The organism is Pseudolysinimonas sp. (genome assembly GCF_057350545.1).
In genome coordinates, this window is record NZ_JBMRCP010000029.1 from 43570 (window position 1) to 68462 (window position 24893).

Below are 24893 nucleotides of genomic sequence, written 5' to 3' on the forward strand. Positions count from 1 at the left end.
GAGGATGGTGGGGTGACCGACGCCCCACCGCCCCCTCCCGCCGAACCGCTCTACCCCGAACCGGTCTTCATCCCCGCCGGTACCAGGCCCGCGGGGACGCCCCCGTCGGGTCCGCCGCCCTACGGTTCGATCCCGGCCGGGTCGGCGACCCGCAGCCCCGTGCTGCTGCTCGTCGTCGCGATCGCCGCGGTCGTCGGTCTCGTCGTGAACTCGATCGGGCTCGCAGGGTTCCCGAGCAACGCTCCGGTCGAAGGCATCTACGCGCTCGGCATCGGCGTCGACTTCCTCGCGATCGCCGTCGTGTGCGGCATCGGTGCCGCGATCTCCCGCCGCGGCTACCCGTTGCGTTCGAGCACGCCCATCGCGGTCGTCGCGGTCGTGTTCGCCGCGGCGGCGGTGGCGGCATGGGTGCTCTTCGGCGGGGTCGGGTCGCTCATCGAGCTCATCCCGCCCGACCGCGGACGCTACATGTACGCCGCAGGAGGGCTGTTCTACGGCGGCTTCCTGTGGGTGCTCGCCGTGATCTTCGGCGCCCATGCGTTCCGTCGTGGCGGCACGTCGCGCAACAACGTGCTCGCGATCGTGGCCCTCGCCGTCCCGGCGTTGCTCGTCGCCTACGCCGTCGTGTCGTCGGTGATCTACGGGCTCGGGCTCACCGACTGACGTCTTCGGCGCGGTAGCGCTTGTCGCGCTGTCGCACCCGCAGCCCGGCCGCCTGGAGCCGACGCAGCAGTTCACGCGCCGTGACGGGCACCGCGCCGCGGGCGACCAGGTCGTCCCAGCTGCGCTGCGGCACGTCGTAGTGGTCGTGGTCGAAGCCCCGCGGGGGGATGCCGGCCGCCTCCGCGAAGGCATGCAGCTCGTCGAGGGAGGTGTCGCTCACCAGGTGCGCCCAGAGCGTGCCGTGTGCGGGCCAGCTCGGCTCGTCGATGAGGATCACGCTGGCTAGTCTGACGGCATGACCGACGATCTCGCTCGTGCGCTCCAGCGCCCCGGAGTCGTGCCCGCGTTCGTGACGGCGCTCGGCATCCTGGTCGGCCTCGTGGTGCTGGGCTTCTTGCAGGCGACTTTCGGTGCCCTCTCGACGGTGACGGCGGCCGGCGTCGGCGGTGAGTTCTTCGCGCAGATCTGGGCGGCCCAACTCGCGGTCGCGCTCACCGGACCGGTGCCGGTCGCGATCGGCGTCTTCGTGTGCTTCTGGCAGGTCGCGCCGATCGCGCCGAGCCTGCGACTCGCGCACGTGGTGACGCGGGCGCTCCTGGCGGCGCTCGCGGGCGCCGTACTGCTCTTCGTGCTGGGCCTTGCGCTCGCATTCGGGCTCTGGCTGCTGGGGCTCGCGGGAGCATTCGACCAGGGCGGACTCTCGTCGGTCACCCCGCTCACGGAGTCGCCGCTCGTCTTGCTGTTCCGTACGCTCGGCGTGCTCGTGGGCGTGCTGCCGCTCGTCGTGCTGGGGGCCGTGCTGCTCTGGGGATGGCTCCAGCGGCATCCCCCGAAGGTGGTCGCGAAGGGCTCCCTCGACGAGGTTTGAGGAAGTGCCCGTCGTGGGCTAGACTCGACCTTCGGTGTGCGCCCGGTTCCCGGACTCTGCTGCAAGTCAGAGCGGCACCCGAATCTCTTCCCTAACAAAGGATCCGTGAGTGGTTTACGCAATCGTGCGCGCCGGTGGGCGTCAGGAGAAGGTGGAAGTGGGCACGGCCGTCGTGCTCGACCGCACCGCCGCCGACAAGGATGGCAACATCCAGCTCGTCCCCGTGCTGCTCGTCGACGGTGACACGATCACCCACGACGCCAAGGCGCTCGCGAAGGTCACCGTGACGGCCGAGGTCGTCGGCGACGAGCGCGGCCCGAAGATCGTCATCCAGAAGTTCAAGAACAAGACCGGGTACAAGAAGCGCCAGGGTTTCCGCGCCGACCTCACCCGCGTCAAGATCACCGGAATCAAGTAAGGAGCGCCCCCGATGGCACATAAGAAGGGCGCTAGCTCCTCCAAGAACGGCCGCGACTCGAACGCGCAGTACCTCGGCGTCAAGCGCTTCGGCGGCCAGGTCGTCAAGGCCGGCGAGATCCTCATCCGCCAGCGCGGCACGAAGTTCCACCCGGGCGCCAACGTCGGCCGCGGTGGCGACGACACGCTGTTCGCGCTCTCGGCGGGTGCCGTCGAGTTCGGTACCAAGGGCGGCCGCAAGGTCGTCAACATCGTCCCGGCGGCGTAACACCCGCCGATCTCGACACGCCCGCTGTGCGGGCTACTCGATCACCGATTCTGATCGAAGGGCGGACTGCGGTCCGCCCTTCGTCATTTCCAGCGTAAGGAGAGTGACCGGATGACCACGTTCGTCGACCGGGTGACTCTCCACCTGCGCGCCGGGAACGGCGGCCACGGCTGCGTCTCGGTGCGCCGCGAGAAGTTCAAGCCCCTCGCAGGCCCCGACGGCGGCAACGGAGGCCACGGCGGCGACATCACCCTCGTCGCCGACCCGCAGGTCACCACGCTGCTCTCGTACCACCGCGGCCCGCACCGTTCGAGCGGCAACGGCGCCCCGGGCATGGGCGACAACCGCTCCGGCGCACACGGGGAGCCTCTCGAGCTTCCCGTTCCGGTCGGCACGGTCGTCTCCACTCCCGACGGCGAGCTGCTCGCCGACCTCGACGAGCCGGGGATGCGACTCGTCGTCGCCGCGGGCGGTCAGGGCGGTCTCGGCAACGCCTCCCTCGCGACCACCAAGCGCAAGGCTCCGGGCTTCGCGCTGCTCGGCACGCCGGGCTGGGAGGGCGACGTCGCCCTCGAGCTCAAGACCGTCGCCGACGTCGCGCTCGTCGGCTACCCGAGCGCGGGCAAGTCGTCGCTCATCGCGGCACTCTCCGCCGCCCGCCCGAAGATCGCCGACTACCCGTTCACGACGCTGCACCCGAACCTCGGTGTCGTCGAGGCCGGATCGTCGCGCTACACGGTCGCCGACGTACCCGGGCTCATCGAAGGTGCGAGCGAGGGACGCGGGCTCGGGCTCGAGTTCCTGCGCCACGTCGAGCGTTGCTCGGCACTCCTGCACGTGCTCGACTGCGCGACCCCCGAGGCCGACCGGGATCCGATCTCCGACCTCGACGTGATCCTCGCCGAGCTCGCCGCGTACCCGGTGCCCGAGGGGCAGACGCCGCTGCTCGAGCGCGCTCAGCTCATCGCTCTCAACAAGGTCGACGTGCCCGACGGGCGCGACATGGCGGCCCTCGTGCGGCCGACTCTCGAGGAACGCGGCTATCGCGTCTTCGAGATCTCCGCCGTGAGCCGCGAGGGGCTGCGCGAGCTGTCGTTCGCGCTCGCCGAGCTCGTGGATGCCGATCGTGCCGCCCGGCTCGCCGCCGCCGCGATCAAGCCGCGCATCGTGCTGCGTCCGAAGGCGGTCGACGAGAAGGACTTCACGATCCGCTTCGACGGCGGCACCGAGGGTCTCTACCGTGTGCTCGGCCCGAAGCCCGAGCGCTGGGTGCAGCAGACCGACTTCAACAACGAGGAGGCCGTCGGCTTCCTCGCCGACAGGCTCGCGAAGCTCGGTATCGACGAGGCGCTCTTCGCCGCGGGCGCCGAGCCGGGTGCACCCGTCGTCATCGGCGAGGGCGACGGTCGCGTCTTCGACTGGGAGCCGACCCTCACCTCGGCGGCCGAGCTCATCCAGAGCCCCCGCGGCACCGACCCGCGCTTCGACGACAACCGTCGCCGCACGACGGCGGAGCGTCGCGAGGAGTACCACGAGCGTATGGATGCCCGCGCTGCGCTGCGTGAGGAGTTCGAGCAGGAGCGCCGTGCAGCGCTCGGTCCCGAGGAGGACGACGACTGATGCGAGATGCGGTGCTCGAGGCGAAGCGCATCGTGGTGAAGGTCGGTTCGTCGAGCGTCTCCGGTGACAACGCCGGGCAGATCGAGCCGCTCGTGGATGCCCTCGTGGCGACGTACCGTCGCGGTGTCGAGGTCGTGCTCGTGTCGTCGGGCGCCATCGCGAGCGCGATCCCGCTGCTCGACCTCGGCGGCCGCCCCCAGGACCTCGCGACGCAGCAGGCCGCCGCCGCGGTGGGGCAGAACGTGCTCATGTGGCGCTACCAGACGTCGCTCGACCGCTACGGCATCCTCGCCGGTCAGGTGCTGCTGACCGCCGGCGACCTCGAGAACCCGACGCACCGCAGCAACGCCCAGCGCGCGATGGAGCGGCTGCTCGACCTGCGCATCCTGCCGATCGTGAACGAGAACGACACGGTCGCCACCCAGGAGATCCGGTTCGGCGACAACGACAGGCTCGCCTCGCTCGTCGCGGAACTCATCGGCGCCGACCTGCTCGTGCTGCTCTCGGACATCGACGCGCTCTACACGCGTCCGCCGTCGGAACCCGGCGCGCGCCCCATCCACCACGTCGCGTTCGACGACGACCTCGCGGGCGTCGAGCTCGGCGACATCGGCGCGGCCGGCGTCGGCACCGGGGGAGCGGGCACCAAGATCGCCGCCGCGAAGTACGCCGCCGGCATCGGCACGCCCGTGCTGCTCACGTCGACGCCCAACGTCGCGCGTGCCCTCGCCGGCGACGACACGGGCACGTGGTTCGACGCTCGCCCTTGAGTGCCTCCTCGGTGGTCGAGTAGCCGCACAGCGGCGTGTCGAGACCTCATGTCGGGCCTGCGTCTCGACACGCGCCCTGCGGGCGCTACTCGACGACCGATGGCCGGTCGCGCGGGATCAGGGGGATCGACGCGGCGGGGGCGAGGGCGAGCAGCGCGAACGCGATCGAGTATCCCGTCACGCCGATGAGCACCCCCACGGCGGGCGCGACGATCGCCGCGGCGAGGAACTGGCCCGTGTTCTGCGCCCCGAGCGCCCGGCCTGACCAGTGCGCCCCGGCGATCTCGGCGACGGCGGTGAACGCGAGTCCGTTGTCGGCGACGCTCACGCATGACGCGAGCACGTAGAACACGGCGACGGCGGGCGCCCAGTGCAGCTCGCCGGCGAGCGCGGTGAGCAGCAGCAGCGGGATGCCGGCGAGCGCGATCCCGCGCAGCGGACGCAGGCGGCTGCCGAGCCGGTCGCTCCAGACGCCGATCGCGACGCGTCCGCCCGCGCCGAGCAACTGCGAGGCCGCGACGACGACGCCCGCCGCGACGGGGTCCCAGCCTTGGTCGGCGATGAGCCACACGAGTCCGAACGTCGCGAGCGCGTACTGCGGCACGACGAGCAGCGCCGAGACGAGATGGATGCGGAGGAGCGTCGCGTCGCCGCGGTACGGATTCGCGGGGCGACCCTCGGCATCCACCGCCCGCACGGGGCGGGGCGGGTTGACGATGAACAGCGCGCTCGCCGCGGCAGCGACGACCACGACCGCGCCGCTCACGAGGATCGCGGGCCAGAGCTCCCCGTCGGCGCTCAGCGGGGGGACGACGAGCGCCCCGATGCCGGTGCCGAGCGGGAGCGCCATCTGCCGCAGCCCCATCGCGAGTCCGCGACGCTCGGGCGGGAACCAGCCGATCACGATCCGACCGCTCGTGGCGCTCGTCGACGCGGCTCCGATCCCGCAGAGCGCGAAGGCGAGCGCGAGCAGCACGTAGTCTCCGCCGGCCGCCGCGAGGATCGACGCGAGCGCTCCGGCGACGGCCACCCCGAGCCCCGACACGAGGATGACACGCTCACCCCAGCGATCGGTCGCGGCACCCCAGAGGATGAGCGTCAGCAGCACACCGACGTTGGGTGCCGTCGCGATGAGCCCGGCTTCGCCGAGCGAGAGTCCGCGCTCGGTGTGCAGCAGCGGGATGAGGTAGGCGGGCGTCGAGATGAGCAGCGCCGTCGCCGTCTGCGACCCGCCGCCGACGACGAGCATGAGCCAGGGTCTCGGGGTGCGCGTCGACATCCCTCTCATCTTGGCCCTGCTCCACGAGGGAACCGAATCGCGTGTGCCGGACACTACAGGGTGTGGAGCAGGATGCCGACGCCGCCGACTGGACCCGCGCCCTCGCGGGCGACGGGGAGGCCTTCGGGCGCATCTTCGACCGTCACCGCGACCGGGTGCGTCGCCACGGCTACCGGCTCGCCCCGACGATCGACGAGGTCGAGGATCTCGTCGCCCTGACCTTCCTCGAGGCCTGGCGTCGTCGCGCGCACGTGCGGGTCGTCGACGGCTCGGTGCTCCCGTGGCTGCTCGTCACAGCCTCGAACGTCGCCCGCAATCAGCGCCGAGCCGCCCGCCGCCACCGCGCCCTCCTCGCGAAGCTGCCCCCGACATCCACCGTCCCCGATCATGCGCAGCGCGACGAGCTCGGTGTCGTCGCGCGGCTCGGCGAGTTGCCGCTCGTCGATCGCCAGGTTCTTGTGCTGTGCGTCCTCGAGGGCTTCTCCGAGCACGAGGCCGCGGAGGCGCTCGGAGTTCCGCCCGGCACCGTGAAATCCCGTCTCTCTCGCGCCCGCCGCCGGCTCGCGCACGTCGTGCTCCCGGAAGGAGTTCCCGATGTCCCGTGACACCCTCGAGGCCCGTGACCGCGACGCTGCGCTGCGGCGTCTCCTCGTCGCGCAGGCGGAGCGCCCCCGACCGACGCGGATGCCGTGGCCGGCCATCGTGGGCACAGTGGCCGTCGTGGCGCTGCTGGGCGGGGTTGCGATCGGTGCCACCGCGTTCCGCGGTCCCGTCGATGCGCAACCCGCCGTGCCCGATCCCGATGTCGTCTTCGGAACGCCCGAGTTCATTTACGACGACGCCACGATCCTTGGCGACCCCGTGCAGTTCAGGTCGACCGGGTCGCAGACCATCGGCCTTGGCGTGGCGCCGAGCGGCGCGACTGAGCTGGCGATGATGCTGCGGTGCTACGCCGCGGGCACCTACTCCGCGACGGCGCTTGAGGGCGTACCGCCGCTGTATGAACCGCTCACGTGCGACGAGGACGCACGCGTGATCAACGGGGTGGCGGGCGGCTACATCCCATTCCCCGCCGACGGAACGACCAGCGTGAAGATCTCGGTCTCCGCAGGAGGCGACTACGCCGTGTGGCTCGCCTGGGTGGCGAAGCCGGCCGACCCCGAGGCGTCCGCAGAGCAGGCCGCGGCACTCGCCGACGGTCAGGTCACCCGCGACGAGTACGTCGCGGGGTTCGATCGTTTCGCCGCGTGCATGGCCGAAGCCGGCTTCCCGGTCGCCGGGAACCGTGACGGCGAGATCATCTCCTATTCCCAGAGTTCCCAGGCCGTATCGTCGGGAGCCGACCACCGGTGCTATCTGGCCGAGTTCCAGCAACTCGACATGGAGTGGCAGGCCGCGCATCCGCAGCGCTCGGAGGAGCAGACAGCGGCGATCGTCGACGGCATCGTGACACGGGCCGAGTACCTCGCCGCCTTCGATCGCTACGCGACGTGCATGGTGCTGCTGGGAGCGAGCGTCGAGGTCGCCGATCGCGAGGCCGACGTGCTCGACGTCACGGTCAACGCCGGTGCGGCACCGTCGAGCGACGTGAGTCGCTGCTACCGCTTCGAGTTCTTCGACGTCGACCTGGCCTGGCGGGCCGCCAACGAGGAGTGACTTCGCGCGCGTCGGTAGACTCGCGCGCATGTCGGACACCTCTCTCGCGACCTCGCTCGTGGACAAACTCGAACGCGCGAAGACCGCCGCGCGCTCCCTCGCGACCACGGCATCCGGGGTGAAGAATGCCGGCCTCGAGGCGATCGCGCAGGCGGTCGAGAGCGGGGCGGCGCGCATCCTCCCGGCCAACGAGCTCGACCTCGCGAACGGACGCGAGAACGGGCTTTCCACGGGGCTGCAGGATCGTCTCCGGCTCGACGAGTCGCGCCTCGCGGGGCTCGCGCAGGCGGTGCGCGACATCGTCGCGCTGCCCGACCCGGTGGGGGAGGTGCTGCGGGGCTCGACTCTTCCGAACGGCGTGCAGCTCAGCCAGGTACGCGTGCCCTTCGGTGTCGTCGGCGCGATCTACGAGGCGCGGCCGAACGTGACGATCGACATCGCCGCCCTCGCGCTCAAGAGCGGCAACGCCGTCGTGCTGCGCGGCGGATCGGCGGCCGAGAACACCAACCGCGTGCTCGTCGAGTTGCTGCAGGAGGCGCTCGTGAGCGTCGGGTTGCCGGGCGACGCGGTGCAGACGATCGACGAGTTCGGTCGCGACGGTGCGACTCAGCTCATGCAGGCCCGCGGCTACGTGGATGTCCTCATCCCGCGCGGGTCGGCGCAGCTCATCGACGCGGTCGTGCGCGAGTCGAAAGTGCCGGTCATCGAGACGGGCGCCGGGGTCGTGCACCTGTTCCTCGACGAGTCGGCCGACGAGGCGATGGCCGTCGAGATCGCGGTGAACGCCAAGGTGCAGCGGCCGAGTGTGTGCAACGCTCTTGAGACGCTCCTCGTCGACACGCGCTCTGCCGAACGGCTGCTTCCGCCGGTGCTCGCTGCGCTGCGCGCACAGGGGGTCACGCTGCACGCCGACGAGCGCGCCCAGGCGATCTTCGCCGACGCCGTGCCGGCCACCGACGACGACTGGTCGACCGAGCACATGAGCCTCGACCTCAACGTCGCCGTCGTCGACGACCTCGACGCGGCGCTCGCGCACATCCGGCAGTACTCGACGCACCACACCGAGTCGATCGTCACGAACGACATCGGCCGGGCGGAGCGGTTCCTCGCCGAGGTCGACTCGGCGGTCGTCATGGTCAACGCGTCCACGCGGTTCACCGACGGCGGCGAGTTCGGGTTCGGGGCCGAGGTCGGCATCTCGACGCAGAAGCTCCACGCGCGTGGGCCGATGGGCCTCCCGGAGCTCACGAGCACCAAGTGGCTCGTGCGCGGCGCCGGGCAGGTGCGCCGCTAACATGGTCGCTATGTCGTTCCTGCCGTCGCTCCCCGTCGAGACGCACCACGAACTCGTCGAGCTCGTGCTGCCGATCTGGGCCTTCCCGGCGATCGCCGCGGGCGTGTTCATCCTGCTCGCCGCGATCACCTGGAGCTACCGCGACGTGTACCACCGTCACGGCGACAAGACGGCCGACGCGAGCTCGCACCAAGACGCTCACCACTGAGGCCCCGGGGATGACCGAGGGCGCGGTGCGCCGACCGCGCATCGGCGTCATGGGCGGCACCTTCGACCCGATCCACCACGGCCACCTGGTCGCTGCCAGCGAGGTGCAGCAGTCGTTCGACCTCGACGAGGTCGTCTTCGTGCCGACCGGACAGCCCTGGATGAAGGATGCCGTCTCCTCGGCGGAGCGGCGCTACGAGATGACGGTCATCGCGACGGCGTCGAACCCACGATTCACGGTGAGTCGGGTCGACATCGAGCGCGGCGGCCCCACGTACACGATCGATACCCTGCGTGACATCCGCCGACAGCGACCGGATGCTGAGCTGTTCTTCATCTCGGGGGCCGACGCCGTCGCGCAGATCCTCGAGTGGAAGGATGTCGAGGAGCTCTGGGAACTCGCCCGATTCGTCGCCGTCTCGCGTCCTGGGCATTCGCTGAACATTCGCGGATTGCCGGAGCAGCGCGTAAACTCGCTCGAGGTACCCGCACTGGCGATTTCATCCACCGATTGCCGGGAGCGAGTAGACCGGGGGTTTCCCGTGTGGTACTTGGTCCCCGATGGTGTCGTCCAGTACATCTCCAAGCACCACCTCTACCGGAGCACCTCCACCGGAGCTAGCGAATGACGACATACCAGGATCCGCCGCTGCAGTCGCGGCGTGCGGTCCGGCAGGGTGAGCGCCCCGAGGCGCAGCAGCCCTCGTCGCCGTTCGCTCCGCCGCAGGTTCCGCGCACGGCCGCGGGTGCCGGCGAGCCGCTGAGCTACGTCACGCAGAACCGTCCGCCGCTGCCCGGGTACGAGACCTCCACCGCCGCTCCGACCGACGCGTCGGCGCATCGCGGCCGACGTGCTGCCGAGCCGACCGGGTCGCCCTCGGCCGACCCCCAGCAGTCGTTCCGTCCGCGCGACTTCAGCCCCGAGGCGCGCACCGCCCCTCCGGCCTGGTCGCCCGAGCACGACCGCGAGAGCGGCATCGTCGAGTACCACACGCAGGCACGGGCGAATGTCGTGCCGCCACCGCCGCCCGCGGCCTCCCTCGCCGCGTCGCTCGCCGGTGCGCCGCCGGAGGAGCAGACGCTGTCGCGCCGCGAGCTGCGCGCCCTCCGCGAGGAGGCGGGCATCACCGCGCAGGAGACGGGTCCCGTCGTCCCGCTCGCCGCCGCGCCGCAGCCTGTCGCGCCCGCCCCTGCGCCGCCACTCGTCGAGCCGCCCGCCGCATCGGCGCCGCCGACCCCCGCTCCCTCGACGCAGCTCGACTCCGCGATGGCCGAGTTCGACGCCCTCGCCGGTCGCACGACCGAGGAGGCCCTGTCGCGCCGCGCGGCACGTCGCGCCGCCCCGGAGCCCGTCACCCCGGAGCCCGCGCCGCAGCAATACGTGTCCGAGAGCGTTCCGGTACCTGCACCGCAGGCGCCCCAGCCGCAGCAGTACGTGTCGGAGAGCGTGCCGGTCCCCGCGCAGCACTACGTGTCCGAGAGCGTTCCGGTACCTGCACCGCAGGCGCCCCAGCCGCAGCAGTACGTCTCCGAGAGCGTGCCCGTCCCCGCACCGCAGGCGCCGGCGTTCGTCGCCCCGCCGGAGCCGGCACCGATGGCGCCCGCGCAGTTCGCGCCGCCCGCCGCACCGGCCGCGGTGGAGCCCGTCGCACCGACCACCGGCGAGCGTCCCGTCGGCCACTGGACCAACCAGTCCGACCTCGACGACCGCATCCAGGTGAATCCGTCGACCATCTCGCGCACCGTCGGCTCCGGCGCCATCACGACGAGCGCACTCGTGCTCCCGTCGATCCCGGGCCACGACATGACGACCGGCGAGGTCATGCTCACGGGTTCCGTCTCGCTGCCGGCGAGCCTCTCCGCGACGGGGGCGCACCACTCGATCGACGAGTCCGACCTCGACCACCTGCTCGACCCGGGCGACCACCAGGCGGTCAACACCGACTCCGTGCCGATCCGGGCGATCCGGGCCGTCTCGAGCCACACCAACTCCCGCAATCAGGTGCTCGCGGCCGCGAAGCCGCACCGGGGCAATCGTGCCCTCACCGCCCTCATCGTGTCGGCATCCGGCATGGTCGTCGTCGTCGTGACGCTCCTCGTCGTCGCCCTCGTCAACGGCGGGCTCTGATTCTGAACCCCGAAGGACACCGTGGCCGCCACTGACCGCGCCCGCGAGCTGCTGCACGTCGCCGCGCTCGCCGCCGATGACAAGCAGGCGGAGGACCTCGTCGCGCTCGACGTGTCGGGACCTCTGCCGCTCACCGACATCTTCCTGCTCGCCACCGGGCGCAACGAACGCAACGTGCTCGCGATCGCCGGCGAGATCGAAGACAAGCTCATCCAGGCCGGCGCGAAGCCGCTGCGGCGCGAGGGACGGGCCGAAGGGCGCTGGGTGCTGCTCGACTTCGGCGACCTCGTCGTGCACGTCTTCCACGAGGAGGACCGGATGTACTACTCGCTCGAGCGCCTGTGGAAAGACTGCCCGGTCATCCCGCTCGACCTGCCCTCGCCCGCCGCTGCGTCGGCCGACTGACCCTCCGGGTGAACGCCGCCCCTCCCGGGTGGTGTAATCTGTCCTAGTTGCCCTTCGGGGTTACGGGTCTGTGGCGCAGCTGGTAGCGCACCTGCATGGCATGCAGGGGGTCAGGGGTTCGAGTCCCCTCAGATCCACACCTTTCGATGTCTCACCTCGGCTCTAGGCTCGTCCTCATGACCGAGCCCTCCGCCGCGGCCACTTCGAGCGTCGACCACGTGCCGCCGCCGAACGGCATGCGCACGTTCCTCAACGTGATCGTCAACACCGCGCTCGCGAACGTCACCACGAGCTACCTCTGGTTCGGGCTCACCTTCTGGGTCTACCTCGAGACGAAGTCGGTGCTCGCCACGGGCGTCATCGGCGGCGCCTACATGCTGCTCGTCGCGTTCTTCGGCATGATCTTCGGCTCGATCGTCGACCGCTACCGCAAGCACCAGGTCATGATGTTCGCGAGCATCGCCACGTTCATCTGCTTCGGCATCGCGGGAGTGCTGTGGTTGCTGCTCGACGAGCGCCAACTGTTGAACATCGGCGGGCCGTGGTTCTGGATGTTCTCGGGCATCATCCTGCTCGGAGCCGTCGTCGAGAACATGCGCAACATCGCGCTCTCGACCACCGTCACCCTGCTCGTGCCGGTCGAGCGTCACGCGAACGCCAACGGTCTCGTCGGCACCGTGCAGGGGCTCGCGTTCATGGTGACGAGCGTGTTCTCCGGCCTGTCGATCGGGCTGCTCGGCATGGGCACGACGCTGCTCATCGCGATCGTGTTCACCGGGGTCGCGTTCGTGCACCTGCTGTTCCTGCGCATCCCCGAAGAGAAGCCGCACGTCGAGGAGTCGCAGCCGTTCATCGACATCCGCGGTGCCGTCGCGGCGGTGCGGCTCGTGCCGGGGCTCTTCGCGCTGCTCATCTTCTCGACGTTCAACAACCTCATCGGCGGCGTCTACATGGCGCTCATGGATCCCTACGGTCTCGAGCTCTTCCCCGTCGAGTGGTGGGGTGTCGTGCTCGGTGTCACCTCGACGGGGTTCATCATCGGCGGGGCGCTCATCGCCAAGTTCGGGCTCGGCAAGAACCCGATCCGCACCCTCCTGCTGTTCGTGATCGTGATGGGCTTCCTCGGCGCCTTCTTCACGATCCGCGAGTTCTGGTGGCTCTACGCCCTCGGCATCTGGCTGTACATGATGCTCATCCCCGTCATGGAGGCGGCCGAGCAGACGATCATCCAGAAGGTCGTGCCGTTCCGCACCCAGGGTCGCGTCTTCGGGTTCGCGCAGGCGTTCGAAGCGGCCGCCGCCCCGATCACGGCGTTCCTCATCGCCCCCATCGCCGAGTTCGCGATCATCCCCTACATGGAGTCGAGCGCGGGTCGCGCGACCTGGGGTTGGTTGCTCGGAGACGGCGAGGCGCGAGGGATCGCGCTCGTCTTCGTCGTCGCGGGGCTCATCATGGTCGTCGCCGGCGCCGCCGCCTTCCTCACGAAGTCGTATCGCACGCTGTCGGCGACCTTCGCGGGTCAGAAGGAGTCGGTGATGCCGGCCGAGGTTGCCGCAACTGAGGCGGTCGACGGGGGAGACCTCGACACGGAGTCGGTCTCGACACGGTAGGCGCCTCTCGACGAGGCGGGGACCTCAGCGGTCGTGAGGACGTGCCACCGGGATGTCACGGCGGCTCGGGCCTGCCGGCGCGCGCAGCGGGCTCAACACGCGACGCCAGCGCTCTGCGGCCTCCGACCGCCGCTTCGACTCGATGGCCGCCTGCAGCTGGCGGGTCGTGAGCGGGGGGATCATCCGGTCACGGTAGCCTCGTCGGCTGGGTGCGCTCCCAGGTGCGGGGTCAGCCGAGCACGGCAGGCAGGTCGAGGTCGTCGCGCGGGAGCTCGTCGACGATGGCCGTCACTTGGAGGTCGCCGATCCGCACCGGCCGGTCGCCGCGCGCCGAGAGGAACGCCGTGTCGGCGGCGTCGCGCCCCGTCGCGATCCTGAGCAGCGTCTGCCGGGGAGCGAGGGCGGTCGCGTCGACGACGTGCCAGACCCCGTCGATCGACGCCTCGGCGACGGCGTGGAAGTCCATCGGGGTGAGACCCGGGGCGTAGACGGCGACGACGCGCGCCGGAACGTCGAGCGCACGCAGGAAGGCCACCACGAGGTGGGCGAAGTCGCGACACACACCGCGCCGCGACAGCAGCGTGCTCACCGCCCCATCCGTCGGCAGGCTCGATCCGGGGACGTAGGCGATCCGCGTACCCACCCAGCTCGACACCGCGCTCAGCAGCTCGACACCGCGCAGGCCCGAGAATTCTGCGACCGCGATCGGCCGCAGCGTGTCCGACTCGCAGTAGCGACTCGGCCGGAGGAAGCGGATCTCCTGCAGCGCGTCGACCTCCGCCGGCGCGGCCCGCCCCTCGACGGACGCCGAGTACTCGATCCGCACGTCACCGGCGTCGACCTCGAGCACGTGGAGCCGCCCACCGTGGATGTCGTCGAGCACCGTGGGTACGAGCTCGCGTCCCGCCTGCTCGGCTGAGAAGCGTTCGGTCGTGCGTCCACCTGCCGCTGCCGCGATCGCGAGCACCAGGCGAGCCGACCCCAGGGATTCGAGGGTGAGCCCTACGGAGACGTCGCGTCGCATCCTGCATCTTCGCACCCCGCAGCCGACCGACGCCGGGTGATCGCGAGCGGTCCGCGCACAGCGAAGAGCCCCGTCCACCTGAGGTGAACGGGGCTCCGCTGAGAAGGGCTCTTAGCCCTGCTGGATGTTCGACGCCTGCGGGCCCTTCTGGCCCTGCGTGACGTCGTACGTGACCTTCTCGCCCTCGACCAGGTCGCGACGTCCGGTGCCCGCGATCGCGCTGAAGTGCGCGAACACGTCCGGGGTGTTGTCGTCGGGCGCGATGAAGCCGAAGCCCTTGTCGGCGTTGAACCACTTGACGGTTCCGGTTGCCATGTTTTCTATCCTTCTTCTACTGACCCGCTCGAACTGAGCGGGTTCCGGCCGCGGACGGCCGTCCCGGACGGCGGTGGATACCGCGTCCGAAGGGGGTGGGGGTCGTGACGACCCGGGGAGCTGCGAAGCTCGGGATACTGAGATCCGATCGATCGGCGGCCGATCCTCGATGAGGAGGCCTATGTGAAGCCAAAGGCAGAATACCGATCGCTTGTGCTCACTGTAGTCGGTCGGCCGACGATTCGGACCGCGGTATCAGTAACTCGTTACCTGATCGTCGCCGGACGGGTCGCCGGCGAATCGTGCCGCGAGTGCCTCCGACCCTCGGGCGAGCAGGGCGACATCCGCCCCGACCAGCACGAACGAGGCCCCGGCGGCGAGGTAGCCGTCGGCGATCTCGGGGTCGAACGCGTTGACGCCGCACGGCACTCCGGCCGCGGCCGCCGAGGTGAGCACGCGCCCCACCGCCGCGACGACGTCGGGATGCGTCTGCTGCCCGATCAGCCCCATCGACGCCGCGAGGTCGCTCGGGCCGACGAAGACCCCGTCGACGCCGTCGACCGCGACGATCTCGCCCGCGGCGTCGGCGCCGGCGACCGTCTCGATCTGCACGAGAAGCGACACGTGGGCGTCGGCGTCGTCGAGGTAGCCCGGCACACGGTTCCAGCGCGCGGAGCGCGCGAGGGCGCTGCCGACCCCGCGTCGGCCACGTGGCGGGTAGCGCACCGCGGCGACGGCATCCCGAGCCTCGTCCGCGCTGGAGATCATCGGCACCATGACGTTCTGCGCGCCGAGGTCGAGCACCTGCTTGACCACGACGGGGTCGTTCCACGGAACCCGCACGACCGGGGTGATCGGGTACGACGACACGGCATGGAGCTGCGCGAGCACCGACTCGAGGCCGTTCGGCGCGTGCTCCATGTCGATCAGGAGCCAGTCGAGCCCGGACCCTGCGCAGATCTCGGCGACGAGCGGCGAACCCGTGCACGCCCACATCCCCGCGAGCGGCCGGGTCGCGTCGGCGAGCCGATCGCGGAACGTGGGGGTCAGTCGAAGCGGCATGTGATGACTCCCATCGGTCCGTAGTCGCAGCGCACGACGTCGCCGCGCGAGATCCACACCGGGCGGGTGAACGATCCCGCGAGGATGATCTCACCCGCCTCGAGTCGCGCGCCGTGCTGGTGCAGCTTGTTCGCGAGCCATGCGACGCCGCGGCCGGGGTGACCGAGCACGCCCGCGGCGACTCCGGTCTCCTCGATCTCGTCGTTGCGGTGGAGCAGGGCGGCGACCCAGCGCACGTCGATGTCGCCGGGCGGGGTCGGGATGCCGCCGAGCACCATGCCGCCGTAGGCCGCGTTGTCGGAGATCGTGTCGACGATCGTGCGCCCCTCGAGCTCGATGTGCGAGTTGAGCACCTCGAGCGCGGGGGTCACGTACTCGGTGGCCGCGAGCACGTCGTCGAGCGTGCAGTCGGGGCCTTCGAGCGGCGCCGACAACACGAACGCGAGTTCGACCTCGACGCGCACGTTGCTGAAGGCGTCGAACGGGATCGTGTCGCCGTCGTGCCACACCGTGTCGTCGAACATGACGCCGTAGTCGGGCTCGGTGATGCCGGTCGCCGCCTGCATCGCCTTCGAGGTGAGGCCGATCTTGCGCCCGACGAGCCGGCGGCCGGCGGCGAGGCGGCTGTCGCGCCACACGCCCTGGATGGCGTACGAGTCCTCGACGGTCGCGTCGGGGTAGCGCGCGGTGATGCGCGGCATGAGCGTGCGATCGCGGTCGGCGGCGGCGAGCTCGGCCGCGAGTTCCGCGATCGTCTCGGGACTCAGCATCCCGTGTCCCCGATCACAGCTGATGCCCGAGCTTGTACTCGCCCTGCTTCCACGACGGCAGCGCGTCGGCGTCGTCGTCGGGCCGTGTGTACGAGAACCCGTCGGCGCCGATCGTGACCGCCATCTCCGACGTGTCGGTGCGGGCGACCACCGGCTGGGGGTTGCCGTCGAGGTCGAGCACGAGCGAGCCCTCGGTGTACCAGGAGGGCACGACAGGGTTGCCCCACCAGTCGCGGCGCTGGTTGTCGTGCACGTCCCACGTGACGACCGGGTTGTCCGGGTCGCCCGTGTAGTAGTCCTGCGTGTAGATCTCGACGCGGTGCCCGTCGGGATCGCGCAGATAGAGGTAGAACGCGTTGGAGACGCCGTGACGTCCCGGTCCGCGCTCGATGGCATCCGATCGCCGCAGTGCGCCGAGCTTGTCGCAGATGGCGAGGATGTTGTGCTTCTCGTGGGTCGCGAAGGCGACGTGGTGCATGCGCGGTCCGTCGCCGCCGGTCATCGCCGTGTCGTGCACGGTCGGCTTGCGACGCATCCACGCGGCGTACACCGTGCCCTGCTCGTCCTGGATGTCCTCCGTCACACGGAAGCCGAGGCTCTGCATGAAGTTCACGGCACGCGGTACGTCGGGCGTGATCTGGTTGAAGTGGTCGAGGCGCACGAGCTCGCCCGGCGTATGCAGGTCGTAGCGCCACGAGAGTCGCTCGACATGCTCGGTCTGGAAGAAGAACTCGTACGGGAAACCGAGCGGGTCGATGACGCGCACGGAGTCGCCGATGCCCTTCGTGAAGCCCTCCGCGCGACGCTCGACGCGGCAGCCGAGCTCGAAGTAGAACGCGACCGCCTTGTCGAGGTCCTCCGACGACCGCACCCGGTAGGAGAACACGGCGACGGCCGCGACCGACCCCTGCCGCAGCACGAGGTTGTGGTGGATGAACTCCTCGGTCGAACGCAGGTAGACGGCGTCGCCGTCCTCCTCGGTGACGTGCAGCCCGAGCACGTCGACGTAGAACGTGCGCGACGCCGCGAGGTCGGTGACGACCAGCTCCATGTACGCACAGCGCAGGATGTCCGGCGGCGGCGAGCTCGGGGTCGGGACGGGGTTGTCGCTGTGGATGGGCGCCTCCTGGCTGACGAAGAACCCGGAGGAGGTGCGCGTGCGGTCGGTCATCGGGCGTCCTTATCGCTTGCCGAAGGTGGGGTTGTGGACCTCGCCGAGCGTGATGTGCACGGCCTGCTGGTGGGTGTAGAAGTCGATCGAGCGGTAGCCGCCCTCGTGGCCGAGCCCCGATGCCTTGACGCCGCCGAACGGCGTGCGCAGGTCGCGCACGTTGTTCGAGTTGAGCCACACCATCCCCGCGTCGATGCCGTGCGCGAAGTTGTGGGCACGCGTGAGGTCGTTCGTCCAGATGTAGGCGGCGAGGCCGTACTTGACGCCGTTGGCGAGCTCGAGCGCCTCCTCGTCGCTGTCGAACGGTGTGATCGCGACGACGGGCCCGAAGATCTCCTCCTGGAAGATGCGGGCGTCGGGCGGGACGTCGGCGAAGACAGTCGGGGCGACGAAGTTGCCCGTCGGGAACCCCTCGGGTCGCCCGCCGCCGGCGACGAGTCGCCCCTCGGCCTTCCCGAGTTCGATGTACGACATGACCTTCTCGAAGTGCTCGGGATGCACGAGCGTGCCCACCTCGGTCGCGGGATCGTGCGGAGACCCGACGACGACACGGGAGGCCTGCGCGGCGTAGCGCTCGACGAACTCGTCGTACACCTCGCGCTGCACGAGGATGCGCGAACCGGCCGTGCAGCGCTCGCCGTTGAGCGAGAACACCCCGAAGATCGTCGCGTCGATGGCGGCCTCGAGGTCGGCGTCGGCGAAGACGACCGCGGGACTCTTGCCACCGAGCTCCATCGAGAGCCCCTTGAGGAAGGGCGCGGCGTTGCCGAAGATGAGCTGCCCCGTGCGGCTCTCGCCCGTGAACGAGATGAGCGGCACGTCCGGATGCTTCACGAGCGCGTCGCCGGCTTCCTCGCCGAGACCGTTGACGAGGTTGAAGACCCCCTTCGGGAGGCCGGCCTCCTCGAAGATCCCGGCCCAGAGGGAGGCGGAGAGCGGAGTGAACTCGGCGGGCTTGAGCACGACGGTGTTGCCGGTCGCGAGGGCCGGTGCGAGCTTCCACGACTCGAGCATGAAGGGCGTGTTCCAGGGCGTGATGAGCCCCGCGACGCCGATCGGCTTGCGGTTCACGTAGTTCACCTGTCGGCCGGGCACCTTGAAGACATCGTCGGCCTGGGCGACGATCAAGTCGGCGAAGAAGCGGAAGTTCTCGGCGGCGCGACGCGCCTGACCGAGGGCCTGCGTGATGGGCAGCCCCGAGTCGTACGACTCGAGTTCGGCGAGCCGCGCGTCGCGCGACTCGACGAGGTCGGCGATGCGGTGCAGCACCCGCGAGCGCTCGCGGGGCAGCATGCGCGGCCACGGGCCGTCGGTGAACGCCCGGAGAGCCGCCGCGACGGCGCGGTCGATGTCGGCCTTCTGGCCGGCGGCCGCCTGCGCGTAGACCTCGTTCGTGACGGGCTCGAGCACGTCGAAGGTGCCCCCGTCGGTGGAGTCGACGAACTCCCCGTCGATGTAGTGCTGAATGGTCGTCGGCAGATCGGCGGGGAGGTATCCCGCCGTGCCGTCGGCCCGTGCGTCGGTCATGGTGTCTCCTTGGGTCAGAACGCGGGGAGACCGAGGGTCTCGTCGGGGTGCTCGTGGACCATGTAGGCGTCGAGCGTCGCTGCGCGGTGGCGCCGAGCAGCCTTCTCGATCTCGCCGAGCGGGGCGCCGTTCTCGATGAGGTCGACGATGTTCTCGTGCTCGCGCACCGACTCCTGCGCGCGGCCCGGCACGAAGCTGAACGTCGAGTCGCGGAGGTTGCCCAGCCGGATCCACTCCGACTCGACGAGGTCGAGGAGTCGCGGGTTGGCGCACCTGCTGTAGATGGTGGCGTGGAAGTCCTGGTTGAGCCGCGTGAAGGTGCGGGGATCGAAGTTCTCGAGCGAGGTGATCATGCGGGCGTTGATGTCGCGGGCGCGGCGGATGTCGTCGGTCGTGATGCGGCGGGCGGCGAGCGCCGTGGCCGCGCCTTCGAGGATCGACAGCGCCTGCATGCTGAACCGGTACTGCGTGTCGTCGACCATCGAGACGCGCGCCCCGACGTTGCGTTCGAAGGTCACGAGGCCTTCGGCTTCGAGTTGGCGGATCGCCTCGCGCACCGGCACGACGCTCATGTCGAGCTCGCCGGCGATGCCGCCGAGCACGAGGCGGTATCCCGGGGTGAACTCTTGCCGCGCGATGCGCTCTTTGACCCAGTGGTAGGCCTGCTGCGACTTGCTGAGTTCGCCGCGCTCCGCGTCGGTCAGCTCTGCTCGCGCCATGCGCGATACCTGGCCTTCCACTCGTCGTTCATCGGGAAGAGCCCGTCGACGGGCTCGCCCTCCGCGACCCTCTCGGCGATCCAGGCGTCTTCGACCTCTTGGGCGAGCGCGGCATCCGCGACCTCTTCGGCAAGCGCCGGTGGGAGCACGAGCACCCCGTCGGCGTCCCCGACGATGATGTCGCCCGGCAGCACCGTGGCACCCCCGCAGGCGATCGCGACATCGACGTCCCAGGGCACGTGCTTGCGGCCGAGCACCGCGGGATGCGCCCCCGCGCTGTAGACGGGGATGCCGACCGCAGCGACGGCGGCGGCGTCGCGGACTCCGCCGTCGGTGACGATCCCGGCCGCCCCGCGCACGTGAGCCCGGATCGCCAGGATGTCGCCGAGCGTGCCCGAGCCCGTCTCGCCGCGGGCCTCGATCACGATCACCTCGCCCTCGTCGACCGAGTCGAAGACGCGCTTCTGCGCGTTGTAGCCGCCGCCGTGCGCCGTGAAGAGGTCGGTGCGGTACGGCACGAAGCGCAGGGTGCGAGCCAGGCCGACCAGCCTGCGGTCGGGGTGCAGCGGGCGCACGCCGTCGATCGTGACGTCGTTCAGGCCGCGTGCACGGAGCTGCTGGGAGAGCGCGGCCACGGGGGTGCGCTCGAGTTTCGCGCGCAGCTCCGGGTCGAGACGCGGGCCCGTCTGGGCGGGCGGAAGGCCCGCCGCTTCGCGAGAGCCCCACGCCTCCGCCCGCTGGAGGTCGTCGGCTGCCGGGAGCGACCCGAGCGAGGCGTCGAACGGAGCGTCGCCCGCGGTGACCGTGGTCACGAGGCGACCGGAGGAGCCTGCCGCGGGCATCGCCGGGGCATCCACCTCGACCTCCACGACATCTCCGGGCCCGACGACGGAGGAGCCGGCCGGGGTGCCGGTGAGGATCACGTCGCCGGGCTCGAGCGTGAGGTGCTGCGAGATGTCGGCGATGAGCTGGGGGAACGGGAAGATCAGCTGATCGGTCGTGTCGTCCTGGACGAGGGTGCCGTTGACCCACGTGCGCACGCGGAGGGCGTCGGGCGCGACCGACCGGGCGTCGAGCAGTCGGGGTCCGAGTGGCGTGTACCCGTCCCGGCCTTTCGACCGGACGTTCGAACCGTTGTCGTTCGCGCGGAGGTCGTAGAGGCCGAAGTCGTTCGCGGCGGTCACCCAGGCGATGTGGTCCCACGCCGCCTCCGCGGTCACGCGGTACGCGGGCGAGCCGACGACGAGCGCGATCTCGCCTTCGAACGCGAGGAGCTCCGCGCCGGCGGGCCGCTCGACCGTCGAGCCTGTCGCGGCGACCGAGCTGGACGGCTTGAGGAAGTAGGAGGGATGCGCGGGTCGGCGACCGCGCTGAGCCGCCCGCGAGGCGTAGGAGAGGTGGACGGCGACGATCTTCCCTGGGCGCTCGGGGAGGGCGTCGAAGCGCGCCTCGGACGGCGTGGCGCTCTCGGCTGGCGTGGTCATGGGTTCCCTCGTTCTTGCGACGTATCGCAAATCGTATATCATCTGGAAGGGACGGGGCAACGAGGCACCGGCCCGACGGAGTCGTCCGCCGTGCGACCAGAGGAGAGTCATGCAGTTCCACCACCACGGCTATGTCTCGGGCGACCCGAGGGTGGTCGAGGCGAGCGGCGCGGGCGTCGCGCGACCGTCGGAGCTGCCGGACGCGATGGACGTGCTCGTCGTCGGCTCGGGCCCTGCGGGCATGCTGCTCGCGGCGCAGTTCTCCTGGTTCCCGTCGATCACCGCGCGCGTCATCGAGCGGCGCGACGGCCGCCTCGTGCTCGGACAGGCGGACGGCATCCAGCCGCGCAGCGTGGAGACCTTCCAAGCCTTCGGGTTCGCCGAGCGGATCGTCGCCGAGGCCTACAACATCGCGTACATGAACTTCTGGGGACCCGACCCGGCCGACCCGAGCCGCATCGTGCGCACCGCTCGCACCGAGGACTACGCGTTCAAGATCAGCGAGTTCCCGCACCTCATCGTCAACCAGGCGCGCGTGCTCGACTACTTCGCGGAGGCCGCCGCGAACGGACCCGGACGCATCGCGCCCGACTACGGCATCGAGTTCGTCGGACTCACGACGCACGAGGAGGAGGAATACCCCGTCGAGGTGCGAGTGCGGTACACCGCAGGGCCGCGGGCGGGCGAGGAGCGCACGGTGCGTGCGCGCTACGTCGTGGGTTGCGACGGGGCGCGCAGCGGCGTGCGGGAGGCGATCGGCCGCACGCACGTCGGACAGTTCGCCGCGCACGCGTGGGGCGTCATGGACGTGCTCGTCAACACCGACTTCCCCGACTGGCGCACCAAGTGCGCGATCAACGCGCGGGCGGGCAACATCCTGCACATCCCGCGGGAGGGCGGCTACCTGAGCCGGGTCTACGTCGACCTCGGCGAGGTTCCCGAGGGCGCGAACCGCGACGTGCGGGCGACCCCGGTCGACGACATCATCCGCAGGGCGAACGAGATCCTCCATCCCTACTCGCTCGATGTGAGAAGCGTCGCCTGGCACAGCGTGTACGAGGTCGGGCATCGCGTCACCGACAAGTTCGACGACGTGCCGGAGGACTCGGAACGGACGCCGCGCGTCTTCCTCGCGGGCGACGCGTGCCACACCCACAGCGCCAAGGCCGGCCAGGGCATGAACGTCTCGATGCAGGACGGCTTCAACCTCGGCTGGAAGCTCGGCTCGGTGCTGACCGGGCGCAGCCCCGAGTCGCTACTGGCGACCTACTCCGCGGAACGCCAGCCCGTCGCGCAGCAACTCATCGACTTCGACCGCGAGTGGTCGTCGCTCATGGCGCGTAAGCCCGAGGAGATCTCCGACCCTCAGGACCTCGCCACCTACTACCTCGCGACGGCCGAGTTCCCCTCCGGGTTCATGACCCAGTACCCCGCATCGCTCGCGGTACTCGGCGACGCGCACGCCTCGCTCGCTCCCGGCTTCCCGATCGGGAAGCGTTTCAAGTCGGTGCCGGTGTCGAGGGTGTGCGACGGCAACGTGATCCACCTCGGGCACCACGCACGCGCCGACGGACGCTGGCGGATCTACGCCTTCGCCGACGCACCCGCCGCGGGGGAGTCGTCGGCCCTCGAGCGGTGGGCCGGGTGGATGTCGTCGACCCGTGGCCCGGTGGCGCGGTTCACCCCCGGGGATGCCGACCCCGACGCGGTGTTCGACATCAAGGTCGTCTATCAGCAGCCGCACGACGCGGTCGACATCTCCCGTGTCCCGCGGCTCTTCCTGCCCGAGTCGGGTCCGCTCGGCCTGACCGACTGGGAGAAGGTGTACGCCGCAGGTCCTTCGACATGGAACCCGGCCGACATCTTCGCCGAACGCGAGATCAGCAGGGAGGGCGCCGTCGTCGTCGTCCGTCCCGACCAGTACGTCGCCGCGGTGCTGCCGCTCGCGGCGACCGAGGACCTCGAGGGCTTCCTCGAGGGAGTGCTTCTCGCACCGGTGGACCGCCCCGCGCGGGACGCGGCGACGTGACCGCCGACCGAGAAGCCGCACTCCTCGCTCGCGTGCCGCGCGAACTCCTCGTCGGGGGTGTGTGGCGCCCATCCGCAGACGGTGGGACCTTCGCCGTGCGGGATCCCGCGACGGGTGCGGTCGTGCGCGAGATCGCGGACTCGACGCCCGCCGACGGGATCGCCGCCCTCGACGCGGCCGTCGACGCCTTCCCCGCCTGGGCGATCACCCCGGCGCGCGAGCGCGCGGAGCTTCTGCGTCGCGCCTTCGACCTGCTCCGGGAACGCGCGGAGGAGTTCGCTCTGCTCATGACGGTCGAGATGGGCAAGCCGCTCGCCGATGCCCGGGGGGAGGTCGCCTACGGTGCCGAGTTCCTCCGCTGGTTCAGCGAGGAGACGACGCGCGTGCAGGGACGATACGGCGCCAATCCCGAGGGCACGGGTCGGATGGTCGTGTCGCAGCATCCGGTGGGCCCGTGCCTGCTCATCACGCCGTGGAACTTCCCGCTCGCGATGGCCACCCGCAAGATCGCGCCGGCCCTCGCCGCGGGCTGCACGGTCGTCATCAAACCACCCGAGCTCACGCCCCTCACGACGCTGCACTTCGTGCGCCTACTCGAAGAGGTGGGCCTTCCCGCCGGTGTCGTCAACGTGATCACGACAACCGCGTCCGGGTCGGTCTGCGAGCCGATCATCCGCGACCCGCGGCTGCGGAAGCTCTCCTTCACGGGCTCGACTCCGGTGGGTCAGCGTCTGCTCGAACAGGCGGCGCAGGGCGTGCTGCGCACATCGATGGAGCTCGGCGGCAACGCGCCGTTCCTGGTGTTCGACGACGCCGACCTCGACCGAGCCGTCGACGGCGCGATGCTCGCGAAGTTCCGCAACATCGGTCAGGCCTGCACCGCCGCGAACCGTTTCCTCGTGCATCGCGACGTCGTCGACGAGTTCTCCCTCCGAATCACGGAACGGGTCGCGGCGCTGCGGGTCGGCCGCGGCACCGAGGACGGCGTCGCGATCGGTCCGCTCATCGACGACCGGGCCGTCGCGAAGGCGGCCTCGCTCGTCGCGGACGCGGTCGGCCGGGGCGCGCGGGTGACGACGGGAGGATCGGCGATCCCCGGACCCGGGACGTTCTTCGAGCCCACGGTCGTGGCGGGGGTTGCTCCGGGTAGCGCCATCCTGCGCGAGGAGATCTTCGGCCCGGTGCTCGCCATCACCGCCTTCGACGACGAGGAGGAGGCGATCCGCCTCGCCAACGACACCGAGTACGGTCTCGTCTCGTACGCCTTCACCCGGGACCTCGCCCGTGCCCAACGTCTCGTCGAGCGCATCGAGACCGGGATGATGGGGCTCAACGTCGGCGTCGTGTCGAACGCGGCGGCGCCCTTCGGCGGCTGGAAGATGTCGGGGCTCGGTCGCGAGGGCGGCGCCGAAGGCATCCACGAGTATCTGCAGACGAAGTACACCCTCACGCCCAGCCCGTTCTGACCGGAGGGGTGCGCTGCTGCGCGGTGACGGCACTGCTGCGCTCAGCGACTAGGGCTCTTCGCACGTGGACAACCGCGAGACCCGGTCTCGCGTCGAGACTCGGTGGTGTATCCGCCACCTCTCGATGGCCCGGAGGCCCCC

Annotated in this window: 27 protein-coding genes and 1 tRNA gene; 17 read left to right on the top strand and 11 right to left on the bottom strand. The window is 70.5% G+C overall.

Annotated elements, in window-relative coordinates; genetic code table 11:
- The first annotated feature begins 12 nt into the window (after positions 1–12).
- Complete coding sequence (locus tag ACO1X9_RS03825) at positions 13–663, top strand: hypothetical protein (protein WP_486349505.1); 651 nt, start codon at positions 13–15, stop codon at positions 661–663.
- Here ACO1X9_RS03825 and ACO1X9_RS03830 read toward each other — a convergent pair.
- Positions 653–940, bottom strand: coding sequence for a DUF4031 domain-containing protein (locus ACO1X9_RS03830; RefSeq protein WP_486349506.1), 288 nt, complete (start codon positions 938–940; stop codon positions 653–655). The genes ACO1X9_RS03825 and ACO1X9_RS03830 overlap by 11 nt on opposite strands.
- An 18-nt stretch (positions 941–958) precedes the next feature.
- Between ACO1X9_RS03830 and ACO1X9_RS03835 the strand changes: the two genes are divergently transcribed.
- The 5 genes from ACO1X9_RS03835 (at position 959) to proB (ending at position 4606) form a co-directional block, all read left to right on the top strand.
- On the top strand, positions 959–1531 hold the full coding sequence (locus ACO1X9_RS03835) for a hypothetical protein (protein ID WP_486349507.1): 573 nt from the start codon (positions 959–961) through the stop codon (positions 1529–1531).
- A gap of 109 nt (positions 1532–1640) precedes the next feature.
- Positions 1641–1949, top strand: a complete 309-nt coding sequence (gene rplU / locus ACO1X9_RS03840) for a 50S ribosomal protein L21 (protein ID WP_486349508.1) — start codon at positions 1641–1643, stop codon at positions 1947–1949.
- Positions 1950–1961: 12 nt separating this feature from the next.
- On the top strand, positions 1962–2216 hold the full coding sequence (rpmA, locus tag ACO1X9_RS03845; RefSeq protein ID WP_486349509.1) for a 50S ribosomal protein L27: 255 nt from the start codon (positions 1962–1964) through the stop codon (positions 2214–2216).
- Between the two features lie 111 nt (positions 2217–2327).
- A complete protein-coding gene (gene obgE / locus ACO1X9_RS03850) occupies positions 2328–3836 on the top strand; it encodes a GTPase ObgE (RefSeq protein WP_486349510.1) in 1509 nt (502 codons plus the stop codon).
- Positions 3836–4606: a glutamate 5-kinase gene (gene proB / locus ACO1X9_RS03855; RefSeq protein ID WP_486349511.1), complete on the top strand. Its 771-nt coding sequence runs from the start codon at positions 3836–3838 to the stop codon at positions 4604–4606. Before obgE ends, proB begins: the two co-directional genes overlap by 1 nt.
- Positions 4607–4691: 85 nt before the next feature.
- Here the strand turns inward: proB and ACO1X9_RS03860 are convergent, their stop codons facing one another.
- Complete coding sequence (locus tag ACO1X9_RS03860) at positions 4692–5885, bottom strand: MFS transporter (RefSeq protein WP_486349512.1); 1194 nt, start codon at positions 5883–5885, stop codon at positions 4692–4694.
- Between the two features lie 62 nt (positions 5886–5947).
- On the opposite strand from ACO1X9_RS03860, the gene ACO1X9_RS03865 reads away from it, so the two are divergent.
- The 9 genes from ACO1X9_RS03865 (at position 5948) to ACO1X9_RS03905 (ending at position 13185) form a co-directional block, all read left to right on the top strand.
- The gene (locus ACO1X9_RS03865; RefSeq protein WP_486349513.1) at positions 5948–6490 is read left to right on the top strand and encodes an RNA polymerase sigma factor; all 543 of its coding nucleotides are present in this window, start codon (positions 5948–5950) and stop codon (positions 6488–6490) included.
- The gene (locus tag ACO1X9_RS03870) at positions 6480–7541 is read left to right on the top strand and encodes a hypothetical protein (RefSeq protein WP_486349514.1); all 1062 of its coding nucleotides are present in this window, start codon (positions 6480–6482) and stop codon (positions 7539–7541) included. The genes ACO1X9_RS03865 and ACO1X9_RS03870 overlap by 11 nt, the downstream gene beginning before the upstream one ends.
- Positions 7542–7569: 28 nt before the next feature.
- Positions 7570–8835: a glutamate-5-semialdehyde dehydrogenase gene (locus ACO1X9_RS03875; RefSeq protein ID WP_486349515.1), complete on the top strand. Its 1266-nt coding sequence runs from the start codon at positions 7570–7572 to the stop codon at positions 8833–8835.
- A 10-nt stretch (positions 8836–8845) separates the two neighbouring features.
- Entirely contained in the window at positions 8846–9043 is a 198-nt protein-coding gene (locus ACO1X9_RS03880) for a hypothetical protein (RefSeq protein WP_486349516.1), read from the top strand.
- Positions 9044–9053: 10 nt separating this feature from the next.
- Entirely contained in the window at positions 9054–9671 is a 618-nt protein-coding gene (nadD, locus tag ACO1X9_RS03885) for a nicotinate-nucleotide adenylyltransferase (protein WP_486349517.1), read from the top strand.
- A complete protein-coding gene (locus tag ACO1X9_RS03890) occupies positions 9668–11170 on the top strand; it encodes a hypothetical protein (protein ID WP_486349518.1) in 1503 nt (500 codons plus the stop codon). Before nadD ends, ACO1X9_RS03890 begins: the two co-directional genes overlap by 4 nt.
- A gap of 21 nt (positions 11171–11191) precedes the next feature.
- Positions 11192–11575: a ribosome silencing factor gene (gene rsfS / locus ACO1X9_RS03895; RefSeq protein ID WP_486349519.1), complete on the top strand. Its 384-nt coding sequence runs from the start codon at positions 11192–11194 to the stop codon at positions 11573–11575.
- A 64-nt stretch (positions 11576–11639) separates the two neighbouring features.
- A tRNA-Ala gene (locus ACO1X9_RS03900) sits at positions 11640–11712 on the top strand.
- 39 nt (positions 11713–11751) lie between these two features.
- The gene (locus ACO1X9_RS03905) at positions 11752–13185 is read left to right on the top strand and encodes an MFS transporter (protein WP_486349520.1); all 1434 of its coding nucleotides are present in this window, start codon (positions 11752–11754) and stop codon (positions 13183–13185) included.
- Positions 13186–13209: 24 nt separating this feature from the next.
- Here the strand turns inward: ACO1X9_RS03905 and ACO1X9_RS03910 are convergent, their stop codons facing one another.
- The 9 genes from ACO1X9_RS03910 to ACO1X9_RS03950 all read right to left on the bottom strand — a co-directional run bounded on the left by ACO1X9_RS03910 (position 13210) and on the right by ACO1X9_RS03950 (position 21257).
- Positions 13210–13368 carry a hypothetical protein gene (locus tag ACO1X9_RS03910; RefSeq protein WP_486349521.1) on the bottom strand — a complete coding sequence of 53 codons (159 nt, stop codon included), beginning with the start codon at positions 13366–13368 and terminating at the stop codon, positions 13210–13212.
- 46 nt (positions 13369–13414) lie between these two features.
- Complete coding sequence (locus ACO1X9_RS03915; protein WP_486349522.1) at positions 13415–14209, bottom strand: transglutaminase-like domain-containing protein; 795 nt, start codon at positions 14207–14209, stop codon at positions 13415–13417.
- A gap of 111 nt (positions 14210–14320) precedes the next feature.
- Complete coding sequence (locus ACO1X9_RS03920) at positions 14321–14524, bottom strand: cold-shock protein (RefSeq protein WP_486349523.1); 204 nt, start codon at positions 14522–14524, stop codon at positions 14321–14323.
- A 255-nt stretch (positions 14525–14779) separates the two neighbouring features.
- Positions 14780–15586 carry an HpcH/HpaI aldolase family protein gene (locus ACO1X9_RS03925; protein WP_486349524.1) on the bottom strand — a complete coding sequence of 269 codons (807 nt, stop codon included), beginning with the start codon at positions 15584–15586 and terminating at the stop codon, positions 14780–14782.
- Complete coding sequence (locus ACO1X9_RS03930) at positions 15571–16356, bottom strand: fumarylacetoacetate hydrolase family protein (protein ID WP_486349525.1); 786 nt, start codon at positions 16354–16356, stop codon at positions 15571–15573. The genes ACO1X9_RS03925 and ACO1X9_RS03930 overlap by 16 nt, the downstream gene beginning before the upstream one ends.
- Positions 16357–16369: 13 nt before the next feature.
- On the bottom strand, positions 16370–17527 hold the full coding sequence (gene hpaD / locus ACO1X9_RS03935; RefSeq protein WP_486349526.1) for a 3,4-dihydroxyphenylacetate 2,3-dioxygenase: 1158 nt from the start codon (positions 17525–17527) through the stop codon (positions 16370–16372).
- 9 nt (positions 17528–17536) lie between these two features.
- On the bottom strand, positions 17537–19054 hold the full coding sequence (hpaE, locus tag ACO1X9_RS03940; RefSeq protein WP_486349527.1) for a 5-carboxymethyl-2-hydroxymuconate semialdehyde dehydrogenase: 1518 nt from the start codon (positions 19052–19054) through the stop codon (positions 17537–17539).
- Between the two features lie 14 nt (positions 19055–19068).
- Positions 19069–19773, bottom strand: coding sequence for a GntR family transcriptional regulator (locus ACO1X9_RS03945; RefSeq protein WP_486349528.1), 705 nt, complete (start codon positions 19771–19773; stop codon positions 19069–19071).
- A complete protein-coding gene (locus tag ACO1X9_RS03950; RefSeq protein WP_486349529.1) occupies positions 19755–21257 on the bottom strand; it encodes a fumarylacetoacetate hydrolase family protein in 1503 nt (500 codons plus the stop codon). The genes ACO1X9_RS03945 and ACO1X9_RS03950 overlap by 19 nt, the downstream gene beginning before the upstream one ends.
- A 109-nt stretch (positions 21258–21366) precedes the next feature.
- Here ACO1X9_RS03950 and ACO1X9_RS03955 point away from each other — a divergent pair, with 109 nt between their 5' ends.
- Together ACO1X9_RS03955 and ACO1X9_RS03960 are read left to right on the top strand one after the other, a co-directional pair.
- On the top strand, positions 21367–23286 hold the full coding sequence (locus tag ACO1X9_RS03955) for an FAD-dependent monooxygenase (RefSeq protein ID WP_486349530.1): 1920 nt from the start codon (positions 21367–21369) through the stop codon (positions 23284–23286).
- Positions 23283–24752, top strand: a complete 1470-nt coding sequence (locus tag ACO1X9_RS03960; RefSeq protein WP_486349531.1) for an NAD-dependent succinate-semialdehyde dehydrogenase — start codon at positions 23283–23285, stop codon at positions 24750–24752. The genes ACO1X9_RS03955 and ACO1X9_RS03960 overlap by 4 nt, the downstream gene beginning before the upstream one ends.
- The last annotated feature ends 141 nt before the right edge of the window (positions 24753–24893 follow it).

Bases quoted from the DNA above. Each gene is read 5' to 3' on its own strand.
- ACO1X9_RS03835 (WP_486349507.1), top strand. From the start codon at position 959: ATGACCGACGATCTCGCTCGTGCGCTCCAGCGCCCCGGAGTCGTGCCC.
- rpmA (WP_486349509.1), top strand. From the start codon at position 1,962: ATGGCACATAAGAAGGGCGCTAGCTCCTCCAAGAACGGCCGCGACTCG.
- obgE (WP_486349510.1), top strand. From the start codon at position 2,328: ATGACCACGTTCGTCGACCGGGTGACTCTCCACCTGCGCGCCGGGAAC.
- proB (WP_486349511.1), top strand. From the start codon at position 3,836: ATGCGAGATGCGGTGCTCGAGGCGAAGCGCATCGTGGTGAAGGTCGGT.
- ACO1X9_RS03860 (WP_486349512.1), bottom strand. From the start codon at position 5,885: ATGTCGACGCGCACCCCGAGACCCTGGCTCATGCTCGTCGTCGGCGGC.
- ACO1X9_RS03870 (WP_486349514.1), top strand. From the start codon at position 6,480: ATGTCCCGTGACACCCTCGAGGCCCGTGACCGCGACGCTGCGCTGCGG.
- ACO1X9_RS03875 (WP_486349515.1), top strand. From the start codon at position 7,570: ATGTCGGACACCTCTCTCGCGACCTCGCTCGTGGACAAACTCGAACGC.
- ACO1X9_RS03880 (WP_486349516.1), top strand. From the start codon at position 8,846: ATGTCGTTCCTGCCGTCGCTCCCCGTCGAGACGCACCACGAACTCGTC.
- nadD (WP_486349517.1), top strand. From the start codon at position 9,054: ATGACCGAGGGCGCGGTGCGCCGACCGCGCATCGGCGTCATGGGCGGC.
- ACO1X9_RS03890 (WP_486349518.1), top strand. From the start codon at position 9,668: ATGACGACATACCAGGATCCGCCGCTGCAGTCGCGGCGTGCGGTCCGG.
- ACO1X9_RS03905 (WP_486349520.1), top strand. From the start codon at position 11,752: ATGACCGAGCCCTCCGCCGCGGCCACTTCGAGCGTCGACCACGTGCCG.
- ACO1X9_RS03910 (WP_486349521.1), bottom strand. From the start codon at position 13,368: ATGATCCCCCCGCTCACGACCCGCCAGCTGCAGGCGGCCATCGAGTCG.
- ACO1X9_RS03915 (WP_486349522.1), bottom strand. From the start codon at position 14,209: ATGCGACGCGACGTCTCCGTAGGGCTCACCCTCGAATCCCTGGGGTCG.
- ACO1X9_RS03920 (WP_486349523.1), bottom strand. From the start codon at position 14,524: ATGGCAACCGGAACCGTCAAGTGGTTCAACGCCGACAAGGGCTTCGGC.
- ACO1X9_RS03925 (WP_486349524.1), bottom strand. From the start codon at position 15,586: ATGCCGCTTCGACTGACCCCCACGTTCCGCGATCGGCTCGCCGACGCG.
- ACO1X9_RS03930 (WP_486349525.1), bottom strand. From the start codon at position 16,356: ATGCTGAGTCCCGAGACGATCGCGGAACTCGCGGCCGAGCTCGCCGCC.
- hpaD (WP_486349526.1), bottom strand. From the start codon at position 17,527: ATGACCGACCGCACGCGCACCTCCTCCGGGTTCTTCGTCAGCCAGGAG.
- hpaE (WP_486349527.1), bottom strand. From the start codon at position 19,054: ATGACCGACGCACGGGCCGACGGCACGGCGGGATACCTCCCCGCCGAT.
- ACO1X9_RS03945 (WP_486349528.1), bottom strand. From the start codon at position 19,773: ATGGCGCGAGCAGAGCTGACCGACGCGGAGCGCGGCGAACTCAGCAAG.
- ACO1X9_RS03950 (WP_486349529.1), bottom strand. From the start codon at position 21,257: ATGACCACGCCAGCCGAGAGCGCCACGCCGTCCGAGGCGCGCTTCGAC.
- ACO1X9_RS03955 (WP_486349530.1), top strand. From the start codon at position 21,367: ATGCAGTTCCACCACCACGGCTATGTCTCGGGCGACCCGAGGGTGGTC.